13 protein-coding genes are annotated in these 17502 nt (G+C 42.0%); 5 read left to right on the top strand and 8 right to left on the bottom strand.

The window, feature by feature from the left end; all coding sequences use genetic code 11:
* Position 1: 1 nt before the first annotated feature.
* The 5 genes from ACSX1H_RS15600 to ACSX1H_RS15580 form a co-directional block, all read right to left on the bottom strand.
* The gene (locus tag ACSX1H_RS15600; RefSeq protein WP_439185159.1) at positions 2 to 664 is read right to left on the bottom strand and encodes a rhomboid family intramembrane serine protease; all 663 of its coding nucleotides are present in this window, start codon (positions 662 to 664) and stop codon (positions 2 to 4) included.
* Positions 664 to 1695, bottom strand: a complete 1032-nt coding sequence (locus ACSX1H_RS15595; protein ID WP_439185158.1) for a threonine aldolase family protein — start codon at positions 1693 to 1695, stop codon at positions 664 to 666. Before ACSX1H_RS15595 ends, ACSX1H_RS15600 begins: the two co-directional genes overlap by 1 nt.
* Positions 1692 to 2594, bottom strand: coding sequence for a hypothetical protein (locus tag ACSX1H_RS15590; protein WP_439185157.1), 903 nt, complete (start codon positions 2592 to 2594; stop codon positions 1692 to 1694). Before ACSX1H_RS15590 ends, ACSX1H_RS15595 begins: the two co-directional genes overlap by 4 nt.
* A 35-nt stretch (positions 2595 to 2629) precedes the next feature.
* Complete coding sequence (locus ACSX1H_RS15585) at positions 2630 to 3733, bottom strand: universal stress protein (protein ID WP_439185156.1); 1104 nt, start codon at positions 3731 to 3733, stop codon at positions 2630 to 2632.
* Positions 3734 to 3824: 91 nt separating this feature from the next.
* Positions 3825 to 6035, bottom strand: coding sequence for a RelA/SpoT family protein (locus ACSX1H_RS15580; protein WP_439185155.1), 2211 nt, complete (start codon positions 6033 to 6035; stop codon positions 3825 to 3827).
* A gap of 310 nt (positions 6036 to 6345) precedes the next feature.
* Here ACSX1H_RS15580 and ACSX1H_RS15575 point away from each other — a divergent pair, with 310 nt between their 5' ends.
* The 4 genes from ACSX1H_RS15575 (at position 6346) to rplS (ending at position 7828) form a co-directional block, all read left to right on the top strand.
* Positions 6346 to 6633, top strand: a complete 288-nt coding sequence (locus ACSX1H_RS15575; protein WP_439185154.1) for a YtxH domain-containing protein — start codon at positions 6346 to 6348, stop codon at positions 6631 to 6633.
* Positions 6634 to 6702: 69 nt separating this feature from the next.
* Positions 6703 to 7071, top strand: coding sequence for a phage holin family protein (locus tag ACSX1H_RS15570; RefSeq protein WP_439185153.1), 369 nt, complete (start codon positions 6703 to 6705; stop codon positions 7069 to 7071).
* A complete protein-coding gene (locus ACSX1H_RS15565) occupies positions 7061 to 7342 on the top strand; it encodes a hypothetical protein (RefSeq protein WP_439185152.1) in 282 nt (93 codons plus the stop codon). Before ACSX1H_RS15570 ends, ACSX1H_RS15565 begins: the two co-directional genes overlap by 11 nt.
* A gap of 138 nt (positions 7343 to 7480) precedes the next feature.
* Positions 7481 to 7828: a 50S ribosomal protein L19 gene (rplS, locus tag ACSX1H_RS15560; protein ID WP_439185151.1), complete on the top strand. Its 348-nt coding sequence runs from the start codon at positions 7481 to 7483 to the stop codon at positions 7826 to 7828.
* A gap of 249 nt (positions 7829 to 8077) precedes the next feature.
* Here the strand turns inward: rplS and ACSX1H_RS15555 are convergent, their stop codons facing one another.
* Positions 8078 to 10525, bottom strand: coding sequence for an AsmA family protein (locus ACSX1H_RS15555; protein ID WP_439185150.1), 2448 nt, complete (start codon positions 10523 to 10525; stop codon positions 8078 to 8080).
* Between the two features lie 668 nt (positions 10526 to 11193).
* Between ACSX1H_RS15555 and ACSX1H_RS15550 the strand changes: the two genes are divergently transcribed.
* Positions 11194 to 12774, top strand: coding sequence for a dipeptidase (locus ACSX1H_RS15550; RefSeq protein WP_439185149.1), 1581 nt, complete (start codon positions 11194 to 11196; stop codon positions 12772 to 12774).
* 67 nt (positions 12775 to 12841) lie between these two features.
* On the opposite strand, the gene ACSX1H_RS15545 is transcribed toward ACSX1H_RS15550, so the two are convergent.
* Complete coding sequence (locus ACSX1H_RS15545; protein ID WP_439185148.1) at positions 12842 to 14059, bottom strand: alkaline phosphatase family protein; 1218 nt, start codon at positions 14057 to 14059, stop codon at positions 12842 to 12844.
* Positions 14060 to 14128: 69 nt separating this feature from the next.
* Positions 14129 to 17389, bottom strand: a complete 3261-nt coding sequence (locus ACSX1H_RS15540; protein WP_439185147.1) for a TonB-dependent receptor — start codon at positions 17387 to 17389, stop codon at positions 14129 to 14131.
* Between the last annotated feature and the right edge of the window lie 113 nt (positions 17390 to 17502).

Here is a 17502-nt window from a genome sequence, read left to right as displayed (position 1 = left end):
ATTAATCCGTGTGTTCTTTATTGGTATTATCTACTTCCCAAAACGGATATTCATACTCTTCGTCGGGCCATTCTTTAACCGGTTTTTGAGGCCCTTTATTGCGAAAAATAATCGCCAGTAAAGCACCCGCCACCGATCCCCACAAATGCGATTCCCAAGAATACGGAACATCCCATTTAAAGGGAAATATTCCCCAAATCATACCTCCATACAAAAATATCACCATCAGAGAAATAGCCATTAGTGGTATGTAATTACGAATAAAACCACCCACCACTAAAAAAGCTGCCAACCCATAGATAACTCCACTGGCACCAATGTGCCAGGCATCGCGTCCGCCCAGCCAAACCCATAAACCTGTCAATAGATAAACTAATATAAACACTTTAACGGCTATGCCGCGGTAGAAGTAAAACAGGGCTGCTCCTAACACAAATAACGGAACGGCATTGGCAAAAAAGTGTTCCCAGTCTGCGTGCACCAGTGGTGCCAGGATAATTCCTCCCAAACCTTCGAGCGATAATGGCTTTATGCCCCATTCAACAAAACTAAAGCCTTCCAAAGATTCAATCAGCTTGAGCGAAAAAGTGATAATCAAAAAAAAGATCGGAATGACCGTGGCCGTTTTAATCTTTCGTAACTCTATGTCGGATAATTTTGTCACTATTGCATCAGGCGTTTAAGGGTATTAACAAATGCATTAATGTCCTCTTCTTTTGTGTCAAAGGAAGTCATCCAGCGCACTTCAGCATGGTGCTCATCCCATACATAAAAGAAAAACTCATTCTGTAAAGGAGCAATGATTTCCCGGGGAATAGTGACGAACACCCCATTAGACTCCACTTTTTGTGTGATTTCAACACCTGCAACACTCTGCACCTGTTCTGCAAGCAAACGGGCCATTTTATTGGCATGCAGCGCATTATCTTTCCATAAATCACCTTCGAGAAGAGCGATAAACTGGGCAGCTATGTAACGCATTTTGGAATGCAACTGCGTAGATTGTTTGCGGATATACCTCACATTTCGGGCCAAATCGGCATTGGCAAATACGATTGCTTCTCCAAACATAAGCCCATTTTTTGTGCCCCCAAACGACAGCACATCTACCCCAGCTGCAATCGATGTTTCGGCCAGCGAGCAGTCTAAAGCTGCCGCCGCATTAGCAATTCGCGCTCCATCCATGTGCAGGTATAAGCCCTTGCTATGCACATAATCGGCTATGGCTTTAACTTCCTCAACCGTATAAATAGTACCTAGTTCGGTAGCCTGCGTTATTGAAACCAATTTGGGCTGCGAATGGTGCTCAAAACCAAAACCGTGCATATATTTTTTAATCTGCTCAATTGTTATTTTACCATCGACCGATTCAATGGGCAATAACTTGCAACCTGATAATTTTTCGGGAGCACCACACTCATCAACATTTATATGAGCCGTTTTGGCACAAACAACTGCATTAAACGACTGGGTTAAGGCCTGAATGGCAATTACGTTGGCACCCGTACCATTGTATACGAAAAATGTTTCTGTTGCTTCACCAAACACCTGCTTAAACAGGGCCTGTGCCTTTTCGGTTACCTTATCACCACCATAACCAACCGCATGTCCGTCATTAACATCAGCCATCGCCTTCAGCACCTCGGGGTGCACGCTGGCATTATTATCGCTGGCAAAACCTCTTATATAGCTCATTTATTGTTCGTCAATTTAGTTCTACATGTTTCAATTGAATTCTCGTATGTTTCTTTAGAAATACAGCGGTAACCGCTTGTTGTTTCATTAATAAAATAATAGTGTCCGCCCCAATTGTGTTTGACAGACAAAAAAACACGGTATAGGTTATCTGCAACAAAGATCGTTCTCAGAACCGTCCGATTCTTAAACGTAAACTTTTCGTTATGCTCCCCATCAGGATAGGATTCTTTTAAGGGTGGTACCCTTTCTGGATCACTAACGGTTGCTTGGGGCACATCTTCAGTAAGGGCACGCTTTGGTACTTCTTTTTCAAGTGCAGCTGTCTGCTGCGGCAGATTTGCCTCATTGCTGCTCTTCACAGTTTGTTTGACGTTATTTGGGCGTTTTCCCTGCTGGCGCATTTGCTCCACCCGGTATTTCACTTTTAAGGAGTAATCCCGATCATCAGAAAAATCACCAACACGCCCATTTGCTCTGGGTTTAGCTTCATCGTAGCGTATTTTAGCAACCGGATTCTTAAAAAAAACAGTATCGACCCCATCAAACATTTTAAACAAACGCACCGGCATGTGGTAAGGCTCAATATTTGATGCCGAGACGCCTTGGGGCAAATGCGTGGCAAACTCAATTACCTTAGATACATAGCCCTCTTTGAAAAATGAAAATGTATAGGTTGTGTTCCAATCCAATGACGCAAAAAACATCCCGTTTGCAGAGATTGGGATACTACTTTGTTGCCTGTTACTTCTTAACTCAACCCTGACATCACTGTAATCCCCTCCCACCTCAAGTATTTCACCACTTACAGGGTATTGTGCGACAACCAAAGTACAATGCAGCAGAAGGCCGGCTATCAGTAAGCCGGCCTTAGGATATATTGTACATAATTGTTTCACACTCCAGGCAATTTGGTTTGCCTAAAATTAGAAAATTAATCGTTAAATACTAATAATGGCGTGGTAGAATGGAACAACATTTTTTTGGCCAGATTCGGGTTAATAATACGACTAATCAGATTTCTGCGTCTTCGGGTAAACGAGAGCATATCAATTTGGTTATCTCTTACATAGCCTTCGAGCCCCACAAATAAATCTTCGTGCTCAATTAAATCGCATTTCACCAGTTTTTCATCGTAGTTGGCCTTTATGTGCTCCTTCAGGCCTGTCATTCTCACCTCATCCCACTGTGAATGCTCTTTTGAGCTTACATGACCACAGGTGACCATCATATCTAATGGGCGAATTAATTTTTCGAGTTTTTGCAACGATTTGAAATCGGCCTCCTGAAAATCAGTCGCATAAAGTATGTTTTTCAGAGCTCCCAAACCGGTGTATTCAAAGTTCTCGGGAATGGCTAAAACAGGCACTTTGGCGTTTTCCATCACCTCGGCCGTTACGCTGCCAATTAAATCAGCCGCTTTACGGTCGGCTCCCCGTGTACCCATTATAATCACTAGTGGACGATAAGCGCGACTGTATTTGACGATCTCATCCTCAGCGATTCCTCTCACCAGTTCCATTTTTAATGCAACAGGTTTGCTCAGTTGCTCATTTCTCTGGTTCAGGTAAGTTTTCATTTCTTCCATGCCTTCACGTGCTTTCTCTTCCAACTCCATCACCATCTCCTCGGTGTTTACTTCGTAGGCAAATGTGTCGGAAAAAGGCATGGCACTAATAATGGGATTGAAGTAGGTATGAAAAACCGTCAGTTCAGCATTTAACTCCTGCGCCCAATCCAAAGCAAACTCGGCGGCCTTACGTGAATAATCTGAAAAATCAACGGGCAGCAATATACGTGGTGGAATATCTTTCACTTCCACTTCTTCCATCTCTTCCGGCATCATCCCCTCCAATATTGGCAGGGCCTTTTCGAGAGAGGCTTCAGATATCCGCACTTTCACCCCTGTTGAAACAGCCCCCTGAATGAGGTTCGTATTTTCCAGAAAACATTCAATTTCTTCTGCCTCAAGCATCGACTTTAAGATGTGTGCCCGCTCAAAGGATAATACAACTAACGTAATGATTTTTTCTTCCATGGCGTTGTTTTTAAAGGTTAGATACTTACCTCATTAATGTAACCCAAAAAAAAGAAAAAAACAAACGAACAGGCCTAAGAATCGTTATGAATTAGGCTCCCACGCGCGAAACAGTATAAACGCCTCTGATATTCTTAATTTTCCTGATTAAAGCGGTTAAACTATTGATATTATCGACAAAAACGGTTAATGTGCCTTCAAAAATCCCTTCGTGCGAATCAATGCTCATGGAGCGAATCTTAATTTTTAGCTCTTTTGAGATGACCTGTGAGATATTGGTCACAATCCCAATATCATCGACCCCTGTAATTTTCAATGTAGCCTGATAGCTAGTATCTGAACCGCTCGTCCACTGCGCTTTGACGATGCGATAGCCAAACTTAGTATGCATATCGATGGCGTTGGGACAATTTTTCCGGTGTATTTTAATGCCCCCCATCGAAGCCACAAAACCAAATATCTCATCTCCAAAAATTGGGTTACAGCACTTAGCAAGCTTATAGTCAACATTGGTCAGGCTCTTGTCAATCATCAGAACATCATCATCCGGCAACGTGTCCTTACCCGATACAAACTTCTCGGCACTTCGCTCCTTGTCATGTTCCGCTGTTTCATCTTCCTTTTTATCAAGCCTGATAATAAACTCCTTAATACGCGAGAAATCAACCTTATCGATGGCAATGGCCCGCATAAAATCCTGCACAGTTTTGTACCTGAAGGCCTTCACTAACTGATTCAGCAACTGATCACTCAATTCGTATTTCCAGTTTTTTAACCTTCGCACAAGCATCTCGCGGCCAATCTCTGCTTCCTTGTATTCGATGTCGCGCAGCGCCTGTTTAAGTTTAGACTTAGCTTTGGAGGTGACCACAATATTGAGCCAGTCTTTTTTAGGCTCCTGATTGCTGGCCGTTTGTATATCTACATGATCGCCGTTTTTTAGCACATATTTAATGGGAACATTTTTATTATTGACCCGTCCCCCAACGCATTTCTTACCAACTTCGGAGTGTATTTCAAAAGCGAAATCGAGCACGGTGGCTCCTTTTTTCAATCGCCTTAAATCCCCTTTAGGAGTGAACACAAACACCTCTTCATCGTATAAATCCAGCTTAAAATCATCGATGAAGTCAACGGCGTTTAGCTCAGGATTTTCAAGAATTTCGCGCACATTAGACAACCATTCATCCATGCCTTTTTCCCCTTTATGCCCTTTGTACTTCCAATGGGCAGCCAGTCCCTTTTCGGCCACTTCATTCATGCGCTCGGTTCGTATTTGTACTTCCACCCACTTACTTTCTGGCCCCAACACCGTGGTATGCAGTGACTCATAGCCATTGGATTTAGGCACTGAAATCCAATCGCGCAAACGACTTGGATTGGGCTGATACTTATCTGTCACCACTGAATACACCTGCCAGCACTCTGCCTTTTCTTTCTCCAGTTCACTGTCTAATATCACACGAATGGCAAACAGGTCATAAACATTTTCAAACTCAGTATTTTGCTTTTTAATTTTATTGTAAATAGAATGAATGGTTTTTGTCCGCCCTTTGATTTCGAACTTTAAGCCTTGCTTTTTCAGCTGCTCCTCCAAGGGTTCGATAAACTCACGAATGTACTTATCACGGGCCCGCTTGGTTTCATTCAGCTTTTTGGCAATAAAGGAGTACATTTCTCTATTGGTAAACTTCATGACCAAATCCTCCATTTCGGATTTGATGTTGTAAAGCCCCAGGCGATGGGCCATTGGCGCATATAGATAGGCCACCTCGCTGCTGATCCGTTGCTGATCCTCGGCACTATACAGAGCCAGGTTTCGCATGGTTCGAAGCCTGTTAGCGATAATCAGCAGCACCACACGGATATCTTCTGCAAAAGTGAGCAGCAATTTTCTGAAATTATCATTTTGTATGGAGGTTCCTTTGTTGTAGAGTTCGCTTACTTTTACCAATCCCCTGGTTATCAGGGCTACTTGTTTGCCAAATGTTCGCTCCACTTCATCAACCGAAACCGAGCCGTCGACCACTGTGTCATAAAGTAAGGCCCCCATCACAGCTACCCGGCTCAATCCTAATTCGTTGATCACCACCAAAGCTACCTCCAGCGATTCCAGAACTTTGAGTTCGCCGGCCTCATTCCGTGCCACTTCAGGGTTGTGCATTCGGGTCATGTTTAATGCTTTCCTGATTAGATCCACATCGGCTGCTTCCATTAACGGCTTGCAAGCCAATAGCAGTTGCCTATAAGCCTTCCGAATTTCTGTTCGCTCCTTATCCTTAATCTCAAGATTCAACGCCATTATCCCTTATTTACAGTTCTTTATAAATCCTTTTCTCTATTCACTCAACAAACAGTCAATAACGCAGACCATCCAACGAGGGGAAATCCAGAAGCCCTGTTCAACTACTTGCTGTGCTCACAAGTGAATGCTTGTAAAGTTATAATAATATCGAAAATTTCATGCCCCGATTTGTTAACAGATAATGCCCTAAAGTGATGATTTATGATTATCTTTCCACGAATGCTTTGATTTGGTACAGTAAATAAATTGACTTCTTAAGTTAGCTTTTGTACCTTAAATAACATTATTAACCTTAAAATTAAAGGCCATGAAGTATACTGGATTATTTTTAGGAGGTTTATTGACCGGAGCAGCTCTGGGGGCCTCATTAGCTTTACTATACGCACCACAATCGGGCAAAGATACCCGGGAGCAGGTAAAAGCTAAGATTAAGGAAATGGAAGCCGAATTACAACAACTAAGAGAAAAAGTGAAGGTAAAAGGCGGAGAGCTAAAGGAAGAGATGAAAGTGAAGATGAATGATCTTGAAAAAAAGATTGAAAGCCTTATCAATGAGTACAAAAAGAATCTTGAACCCACACACGGCGCCAATTAATTCTGAACAATTTGTTTTAACCTAATATCCCGAAAAGCTTCTTTTCGGGGTATTTTATTAGCACACATCATGAAAGAACACCTATCTGAAGAAATAAATGAAGTTAAAGATGAATTTGAGGAGTACATTAATGCCCGTTTGGATTTAGTGAAGCTTCATACGGCTGATAACCTTTCGCGCTTTTTTTCGGGCATGCTTATTAAAATGGGCTTATTTTACCTGTTCTTCTTTGTACTGCTGTTTGTTTCGCTGGCAGTAGCCTTCTGGCTCAATGATTTATTTGAAGGTAGAGGTGTAGGTTTTTTGATTGTTGCCGGATTCTACCTGATTCTGTCAATTTTGTTTTATGCCATGCGCAAACTACTTATCCAAAGACCTATTATCCAATCATTTATTCAATTATTCTTTCCTAAATACACCAACTACGATGAACCTTAACAGAAACTCATACGGTCATATTAAATCATTCGAAGATTTCGAGAATGAAAAAATCAAACTTTATTATCAAATCCGCCTGTCGGAAAAAAAACTAGAATTAAAGTACATTGAGCTGGTTGCATTTTTGAACCCCATGCGTTTTGTTCCTTTCCTGATAAGCAGTTGGCTAACACCCCTAACCGCTTCTCTAAAAAACTTCATTCTTGGTTTTTTCACCAACAATGCACCACAGGCAAAGACACAAAACTCCGAAGAGAAAGTTGAAGAATAACAGGAAAATGAAGCTGAAAGTTTTTTATTTTTAAGTTAATTACACTATTTTTGCAGCCGATTTCACGTAATCTCTTACTGAACAAGGGAGTCATGTAATATTGCGTGAATAACGTTTAATCCAATAAAATATTCAAAAATGGATTTAATTAAAGTAGCCGAAGCCGCTTTTGAAGGCGGAGTTGAGATGCCTGATTTCGGTCCTGGTGATAACATCGCAGTATCGTACAAGATTAAAGAGGGTAACAAAGAACGTATTCAGGTATTTAAAGGCGTAGTTATCCAAATTAAGGGACATGGCAACAACAAACGTTTTACTGTTAGAAAGATGTCTAACAACGTAGGTGTTGAGCGTATCTTCCCTTTCAATTCACCTTTCATTGAGAAAGTAGAGCTTTTACGTCAAGGTAAAGTTCGTCGTGCTAAGTTATTTTACTTACGTGGCCTTACCGGTAAAAAAGCTCGTATCAAAGAGAAAAGAAGCTAAGCCATTATATAATGGTGATAAGAAACCTGACATTTTTTGTCAGGTTTTTTTGTGCCCTAATATTCGGTGGGCAATCGAAAAAAGAGTGCATGCAAAACCTAATTACAGGTGCTATTAAAGCAATAGTGGGCACCTGTTTTCCCAGATGCCCACTAATTATAAATTGTATTTCCAACTATAAGTGATCTACATACCAGTCTATTAAGTAAGAATTCGGCTGAACCATCTTAGTTTTCTGGTCTACTCTCTTTAAAAGCCCTTTAAGAAGTTATTCAGCAACTTCTCTCCCTCCTTTTTTAAGTCCTTCTCAATCTGTTTTTTGGCTTTATCCAAACCAAAACTCAACTGAGGTTGCTGCACAGTGCCTTTCACCAATACATCTACAATGAGATCATCACCCGAGGTAGGTAATGAAAAACCAAAGGAACCGGCCATCTTAGATACTTCTTTTCTGCTTACCGGCATGGTGATCATATAGTCAATGGATTGATCCAGTCCTTGCGTGCCTTGCACTTCCACCATTTTACCTCCTATTTTAGTTTTAAAGGGTTTCACAATCACATTTCCTTTATCCAGAATAAAGTTAATATTGAGGTCTTCGGCCCGCATCTTTCGATAGCTCTCATTATTAAGTGTGGATGCCAGTGAATTCTGAATTTTTGACCCAGCCACTTCCACGCTTTTCGAACGCAACCAGCCACCTCCATTGATGCTCGACATAACCGGCTTGGCATCTGCACTAAGTAAACTGTTATAGTTAAACTGCGGCGATACCTTTCCACTTGTATTTTTAGCCAGTGGTAATAAGGAATCCACCACACTAAATGAATTGGCTGCCATATTTAAATCCAGTTCGGATCCTTCAAATGCAAAGTCAACAAACGGGCGCTGCATGTTTGTGGTGTTATACTGTCCGGTCATCGTCAGTGAACCATCCAGCAACCTCATGTTAAGCCCATCCAGCTTCACCACACCATTCTTCACGGTAATTTTACCATTGGCCCGGTAGATATCTAACTTATCATACACCAAGCGCTCTATCTGCGAACTAAACACAAAATCGAGGTTTTTAGGCACCTCAACCACTTCGGTTGTTTCGTCCGATGTTTCGGCATTTGCCTCCGTTCCATTGGACATGGCCAACAACTCGTTGGTATTGATTAATTTCGAATAATGCCGGAGGGAACCTTTGAGTGTCCCATCCTTAAGCGCGTAGGCCAGGTAGTTTTCGAGAGAACCACTTAAACCAAAGTCGCTTTTGCCCACCTGACAGTCAAATGATTCCAATTGAATGGCCCGGGGGGTAACTCGCATTACCGATTGCCTGATAAAAACCCCCAGAGGCCAGTCGGCGCCTTGATAAGCAAAATTTGTTAAGGCCAGCTTGCCTTGGGCATTTATTTGCTCGTAAGCTTCTGCCTCAATCATTTGATAATCGCCGGCAATAGCAAAATCAGTCTCCATCAGGCCTTTAATTTCAAAGCTATCCAAAGGAATGGCATTGGCCAATGAGCTTAAATCAATTCGCCCGGCCACCTTACTACTAAAGGTAGGGTTAGAAACAGGCGTCAGCATTTTAAATGAAGCATCGAACGGATTCTGAGCTATTTCAAAATGAAACTGTTTTAGCTCAGTAATGGTTAAATCAGCGCTGCCTCCTTCATTATTTATCTGTAAGTCGATATTGATATTATTAATGGACTCTGGTAAATCGGGATATTGCACCCTTCCATTTTCAACCCCCAGGTCGAGTGAAAAAGCGGGCAAATGCTCCTCGTCAACATAGTCACCTTTAACCTTCATGTCCACATGCATGGTGCCCTCCGTTTTAAGGCCTTCAAAATCCTTCAGAAATTCCTCAGGCACTAAAGCCAGCAAGGATTTAAAATCAGTTTTTGTCGTTCCCATCGTGAGGTCAAGACCATAAGCCTCCTCCTTCACCGCTACATTTCCATCCAGATTTAAAACCAGTCCGTTTACCTTCAGTTCATTATCCAAAAAAGTAAAAACCATCTTCTCCAAATCGGCGCCAATGCCAGCATTTAAGCCCAGCGATGCCCCATTGACATACTTTACACCATCGTAATCAACCATCACCTTCTCAATGAGCGACTGAATAGTGAGGTTGGTTTGCTTAGCCGACATATCGCCCGACAGACTCAGGTTAAAGCCATTGATCTCCGACTGAATACCCGCTGTATTATCGTGGTAGCGCAGGTTAGCATTATTCATCACAAACGACTCCAACACCACCTTAAAGGCTGCCGCTTCACCTGTTTCCTCTTGAACTGCTACCTCATCGCTTGCTTTGGCGATGTCCCAGTTAGCACTCGAATCGGCCAGCACAATGGCATTTACCTGCAAATCATTCAATAGTACTGATTTAACTTCCAACTCACCCGATAAAGCTCCCATCAGGCCTACTTTACTGCTAAACTCGCCAAGATATAACAATGTATCCTGTTCGAACGGTGCTTCACCTACCACCGACAGACCATCAATGCCCACACTTATATTGGGAAAGTTTTTTATGAGTGATAAAGAAAAGCCAGAGTAATCGACCCGCGCATTGACATTCGCATTGATCTGCTCTTTCACAAGGTTTTCAATCTTGCCTTTAAACGCCAAGGGTAGAACCAATAGTAATACGAGCAATCCCAAAACGATTCCTCCTGTTATTTTTAAAAACTTCATCATATTCAGATATCATTAAGTTGATGTGATATAAACAAAGTTAAAAAATCCTGTCGAATAACAATTATCCGCCTCTGCAGAACAATGCGTCAACCATGCAGCACGCTGTTAATATCCAATCGTTGGACTCAACAGCCTGCGAGACCGGTTCCGCAATTCGGTCGCTGGACTCGACAAGCTACGGGACCAAATTCATAATTCGATCGTTGGACTCGACAACCTACGAGACCAAATTCACAATTCGATCGCTGGACACGACAAGCTACGAGACCAATTTCACAATTCGATCGCTGGACTCAACAACCTGCGGGACCAATTTCACAATTCGATCGTTGGACTTGACAACCTGCGAGACCAATTTCACAATCCGATTGCTGGACTCAACAACCTGCGAGACCAAATTCACAATTCGATCGTTGGACTCAACACCCTGCGGGACCATTTTCACAATTCGATCGCTGGACTCAACAACCTGCGGGAAGCGTTTTAAAGCAAAGCATCCCCCATTCAACAAGCTAGGGGAAAGTATTGATGAACACTAAGATTGCTTTCGACAAGCTCGATGCTCAATTAGTTCTTCCCCAAACCCACATTAATAAAACGCCCCATTTCAGTTCGAAGGCTCATTCATTTTTATATTTTTGTAGAACCTCAAAAAAATAATTATGCCAATGAAGATAACAATTGCCCTAAGCCTGCTGCTGACCATGGTCGCGCAGGGAATTGACGCACAGATAAAAGCCGATTGGGAAGGCGGTGTACCCGAAGGATGCACGACGATTACCGTTGGAAAAAGCGCTAGTTTTGATGGCTCGGTGATGACCTCTCACACTGATGACAGCCACCGGACCCGCTCGTGGATGAACATTGTGCCCGAGCAAAAACATGGCCGCAGAGACAAGGTAACCATGTATGCCCGTGAGAAAGATGATACGCGAAAAATGCCGGCCTATAAACATACACCAGTTGGTGAAATACCTCAGGAACGCAAAACCTATGGTTTTATCAATTCGGCCTATCCTTGTATGAATACCAAACAGCTGGCGATTGGCGAGTCCACTTTTGGTGGTCGTGAATCGCTGGTTTCGGAAGCCGGCTTGATTGACTGCCAGCGTCTGATACAGCTAATGCTGGAGCGCTGTACAACGGCCAGAGAAGCCATTAAAATGGCCGACGAGCTGACCAAAGAATATGGCTACCGCGACTGGGGCGAATGCCTGACCATTGCGGACAAAAAAGAAGTATGGCACTTTGAAATTGTTGGGCCTGGAAAAGGTGAAGTGGGAGCTATTTGGGCTGCGCAGCGTGTACCTGACGACCATGTGAGCGTTAATGCCAACGCAGCCCGCATTCTGGAAGTAGATACTGCAGATACGCACAACTTCATGTATTCAGACAACCTGTTTGAAGTGGCAAAAGACAGTGCCTGGTGGAACCCAATTGACGAACCTTTCCGCTTTGCCTATGCCTATGCCCCTGAAAGCCGGGCATCAATGGCCAGCCGCCGCAGGGAATGGCGCACCCTTAGCCTGATGGCTCCTTCTCTGGAACTGGATCCGGAAGCCATGGATTATCCTTTCTCGGTAAAACCAGATAAAAAGGTAACGCTGCATAAAATGATTGAAGTGTTTAAGGACTATTACGAACATACACCGTATGATATGGTGGGCCATCTGAAGAAAATTACCGAAGATGGTGATACCATCCCTCATCCTTATGCCAATCCGTTTATGCCTTACGACAAATACGACCTGCATAATATAGAAGGTGGCTGGGGTAAACTGGGTGAGCGCACCATTGCCCGTTGGTACACCATGTATGGCACCATTACGCAAAGCCGCGACTGGCTGCCCGATGAGATTGGCGGACTGGTATGGATGGCACAGGATAATATTGCCACATCGGTGTATATCCCTATTTACTGCAGCGTTAGTGATTTACCAGAATCTTACAAAACACCGGGACGTAACGGCTTTAACCGCAACTCGGCCTGGTGGGCTTTTAACCGCATGAGCACATTAGCCAGCCTGCGCTGGAACGATGCCCGTCACGATGTGGATAAGGTGCTTTTACCTTTGCAGGAAGAAATATTTGCCAAACAACGCGAAACAGAATTGGCGGCGATGAGCATGGGGACCAAACAAACCATTGCCCATTTAACGCGTTACACCATCGACTGGGGAAACCGAGTGGTAAATACTGCCTGGCAGCTTGGTGATGACCTGTGGACCAAATACGATGAGAAGTTTTAAACTTTGAATAACGATATACAACAAAGGCTGCTTCAGATGAGGCAGCCTTTATTATGTTAGGGCATCACTATTTTAAAACGTCTTCAATTTCGTTTAAGTCACCATCATTCCGTGCAGCTTCAATATTCAGTAGCTTACACATCAATTCGTAAATATGAATACTCTCAAATGATTCCTTCCGGTACCCTTTTTTAAAGGCGGGTCCAAAGGCATAAAAAATGCCGTGCATATTCATATTGGTTGGTTCGTAGCCATGCGTACCATTGAAATAGGCTCCAGGTTGTCCCATAGTTATACTCCAGGCACTATCAGCCACAACTACTAAATTGGCAATATTTTCATGAGTGCCATAATGCAGATACGATGGTATCTCTTGCTTTGACCAGACTTTCAAACCTTCAATTTTACCCAATTGCTCCTGCAAAAAGCTCATTCTCTCCTCTTTTGGCTCAATTAAGAAAAAAGGATTACTACCGACCATGTATTCAACATCGCTTGTATCTATTACCTCACTCAAATCTATATTTCTGGTTGAATGAATAGGCCCCATTCCATGATCGGACAAAATTATGACATTGATCGAATCCTTTATAGGTAGAGCTGACAGCCTGGCGCAAAGAATTGACAAATGCCCATTTAAGCTCTCTATCACATTTTTTGTTGTATCCGATACAGGGCCAAAACGATGCCCTGCCTTATCTGGCTCATCAAAATAGAGCATACATATCCTTGGTCTTTCAACGTATGGCAATTGAAACCAATTCACCACTGAATCAATTCGAGCTTCATAACTCACAGATGAATCATAGACTTTCCAGATTGATGGTCTTTTACCTTTTATCTTAGCTTCTGAACCAATCCAATAATAACTGGCTGACTTAAGCCCCTGCTTTTCGGCACTCACCCAAATTGGTTCGCCTCCATAATATTCTCCATCCTGCACCCTAGCCCTGTTACTTACGCTATAATAATCATTGGTCTGTCTGCAAAAGAATGAATTAGACACTAAACCATGACTATCTGGATATAAACCGGTAGCAATAGTATAATGATTGGGAAAAGTTTTACTCGGAAATGCGGGTTGCAATGAGCTCGCTTTAACACCTACATGCTCTATAGAATCAAGAATAGGAATGTTGTATAAATCCTGATAATCCCACCTAAAACCATCCAACGAAACAACAAGCAGATAATTATTACTAGCCTCCACAACCTGCGTATAGCCAACAATTGGAGAACACAGCTTAAAAATAAATAGAGCTATAACACTATTAAGAAACCTCATACGACTATAATAATTAAAAGGGCAACCACCATGATTGCCCTTCATCTATTTTCAAACTAAAGGATGCTACTAGAATATATATCTTACACCAATTTGTGCTTGCCAACGCGAGCTTTGCAAACCGCGGTCATCAATACCGTAGGTTTCATCTCCACTTTTGTTGATATAGGTATAAGTTGGTGTTGTTCCATCAGCCTGATAACCTTCAAAACGTAATAAACGATAGGTACCGTAGTCTCCCAACGAATAGTACATACGTCCCCAATCCTTGTTCAGCATATTCGTAAAATTGAAAATATCGAAGGTGATCTGAATTTTATTCACCCTGTCGGCCGATACTTTAAACTTAAACTCCTGCATAAATTTTAGATCAATAGTATGTTCAAATGGCATGCGCTGTGCATTTCTTTCTGCAACTTTTCCCCGGTTATCACTTAAGTACTTATCGTTTTCGATAAAGGCATTGAGGTCATTCCATTGCTGATCGGCCGTATAATCATCATTATCAACCAATACAATGTCATTACGATCTTTAGGAATATACATTAAAGTCAAATCCCTACCATCCAGGTTATCACCTGCTGGTCCGGCATATGCTGAAACACCATTATCATAGCCATACGAGTAACGTGTACCTGATTGCCCATTGTAGAAAAGTGAAATGGTAGAATTAGCAAACTGACTATAGTCCCACTTATAAGACACATTTGCCATAATACGATGTCCTAAATCGTAAACCGAATAGCCTAATCCAAGGTTGTTACGTCCATTACGGTTTGGCACACGCCATTGTGATGAATTTTGAGACGATTGGCCGTCGTTAATTGACTTAGCAACACCGTAGTTATATCCTAGGCTGGCAAACAACCCATTATTCCAATTCTTATCAAACATAGTTGAGAAATTCAAGCTATGTCCTTTGCTTGTGTTTGAACCTAAGTAGATACCAGTGTAAGCCCTCTTTGGATCGCCAGCTCCCTGATCAAACTCATTAATATCATCCGAAATATCTTCCCAAACAATCCGCTTATCGCCAGTGCCTGTCATACGTTCACCAAGATCCTGAGCCATCAGATTCTGATAAGTCACATTATTCACATTTTTGGTATAGGTTAAATCAAAAGTACTATTGATACCGTATGGCAGCTTTGCATCAAAGGCAACATTTGCTCTGAATATTTGAGGCATCTTGAAATCCTTAGCAAAAATGTCGATCTGTCCTGAAGGAACACCTGAAATAGATGGTTGTTGATCCCACTCTGGTATAAAATTAGGTGTGTTAGCATTACGTAAATCCATACCACCAACAGAGATACCATTGTTATTGTAAGCACCACCTGGCCACACATAAGGAATACGGCTGGTGAATAACCCAGCTCCACCTCTTAACTGCATGGACTTATCCCCTTTGATATCATAATTAAAACCTACACGTGGAGAGAACAAAGGCTTGGCATCAGGCATTTGACCGGTTTTTGCACCCTTAAAGTCAACCCCGTAATTATCTTTCAGATATGGGATAACGTTGTCGTTAAAATCCATATTTACGGCCGGATCATCAAGATACATTGGAATATCCATACGGATACCATAAGTTAGTTTTAAATTATCATTGACCTGGTAGTCATCTTGTGCATAAAATCCCAACTGCAACACCTTAAACTCAGCGGCAGCAGCAGTATTATCGCCAGTTACATTGTCCACCAAAGAAAAACTTCTGCGATACCTATTGGCCTCATCCGGCGATGTTATAAAATCATCTAAGGTATAATATCTATAATAACCATAATTCTGACGAATAAACACGTTAAACATGTCATAATATTCGTGATGCATCCCAACCGTGATATTGTGGTTTCCAGCATAAATATTGAAGTTATCAGTAAAAGTAAATGTTTTTTGCTTCAATCGGTTGGCTGTTGAATACTGCTCACTCCCCAGTGAAATTCGTTGGTCTTGAATGTCAATATAAGGGAAACGGTCACCCATCGGGTCTCGGTTATCATCCACATTGGTATAAACAACTCGCATTTGATTGGCAAACTTACTACCAAAAATACTGTTTAACTCAGCGGTTGTAGAATTGGTAACCGATTCGAAATCGATACCTGAATTTGAGAAACTAATACTTGTGCGACTTGATGTTGAAGGATCTATACTACGTCCCTTTGAATATTGATGACGAACAGAAAACTTATGGCTTTGGTTAATATTCCAGTCAAGCTTCATAAAAAACTTTTCCGCATCTAGCGTTTCAGTTGTACTTTCGTAGGTTCCAGGATCATATCCGTAAGTATTAATCAACCTATCGCGTAAGGCGTCTACTTCGGCTTTGCTGGCAGGGTCTGCTGCATTGTTGGTATAATCAGCAAAGTCAAATGGCCTAGGAGTCTCATCACGCTGAATCTCGAGGTTCGTAAAAAAGAACAACTTGTTTTTGATAATTGGACCGCCCACTGTAACACCATAGGTTTTAGAAGTGAACTCATCTAACTTTTCGCGCTTGATGTCAGGATCGTCAGTTGGCGTTTTACCTGCTAAATCTTCATTCCGGTAGAATCCATAAACGGAGCCAACAAATCGGTTAGTTCCACTTTTAGTTACCGCGTTAATACCTGCACCGGCAAATCCACTTTGCGTAACATCATAAGGTGACAATGAAATGGTTAATTGCTCAATGATATCCAAACTCATGGGATTGATACCAATTTGCCCTCCATTTGTACCATTACTTGCCAAACCGAAAGCATCATTTTGTAAAGCTCCATCAATAGTAAATGAGTTATAACGACTACTTTGACCCGCAACCTCAATACCTCCGCTCTCATTAATTTTAGCCTGTGGTGTAATGCGTGCAAAGTCACTAATGCCTCTGCTAATAGTTGGAAGCGCATTGAGCTGTTCATTACTTACCGTTGTTTTAGAACCCGTTGTATTACCATCAAAAACTCCCGATGTAACAGCCACCACTTCGACTTCTGCCAAGTCGGTAGTTACTTCATCGAGTCTGATATTCAAAGATAAAGTTTGCCCAAGAGTCAGATAAATCTCCTTCTTTACAAAGTTGTCGTAACCAATGAAGGACGAAGTCAAAGTGTAAGGCCCCCCAGGTGTTAAGTTAGGCAGGTGATAAATCCCTGATTCATTAGCTGTCGTTCCATACTGTGCTCCAGTAGACTCATGAACCAAAACAACTGTTGCTCCAGTCAGGTTTTCACCTTGAGAACTAACTCTTCCGCGAATACCTGAAGTTGTAACCTGCGCATGTAGAGGTATTACAAGGAACATCATAAGAGAACAGCAGAGCGCTGTTAATACATGTTTTTTCATTGTGATGTGTTTGAATTATAATTATTTACCTTTAACAGTTCATTACTATAGTATTTATCAAAGATGAATACATTGAATTATAAGTTTGTATTCTCACTATTAAAATTCTGTCA

The sequence above is a fragment of the Carboxylicivirga taeanensis genome (genome assembly GCF_051851475.1).
In the GTDB taxonomy this organism is placed as follows: Bacteria; Bacteroidota; Bacteroidia; order Bacteroidales; family Marinilabiliaceae; genus Carboxylicivirga; species Carboxylicivirga taeanensis.
This window is presented reverse-complemented; position numbering and strand designations above follow the sequence as displayed.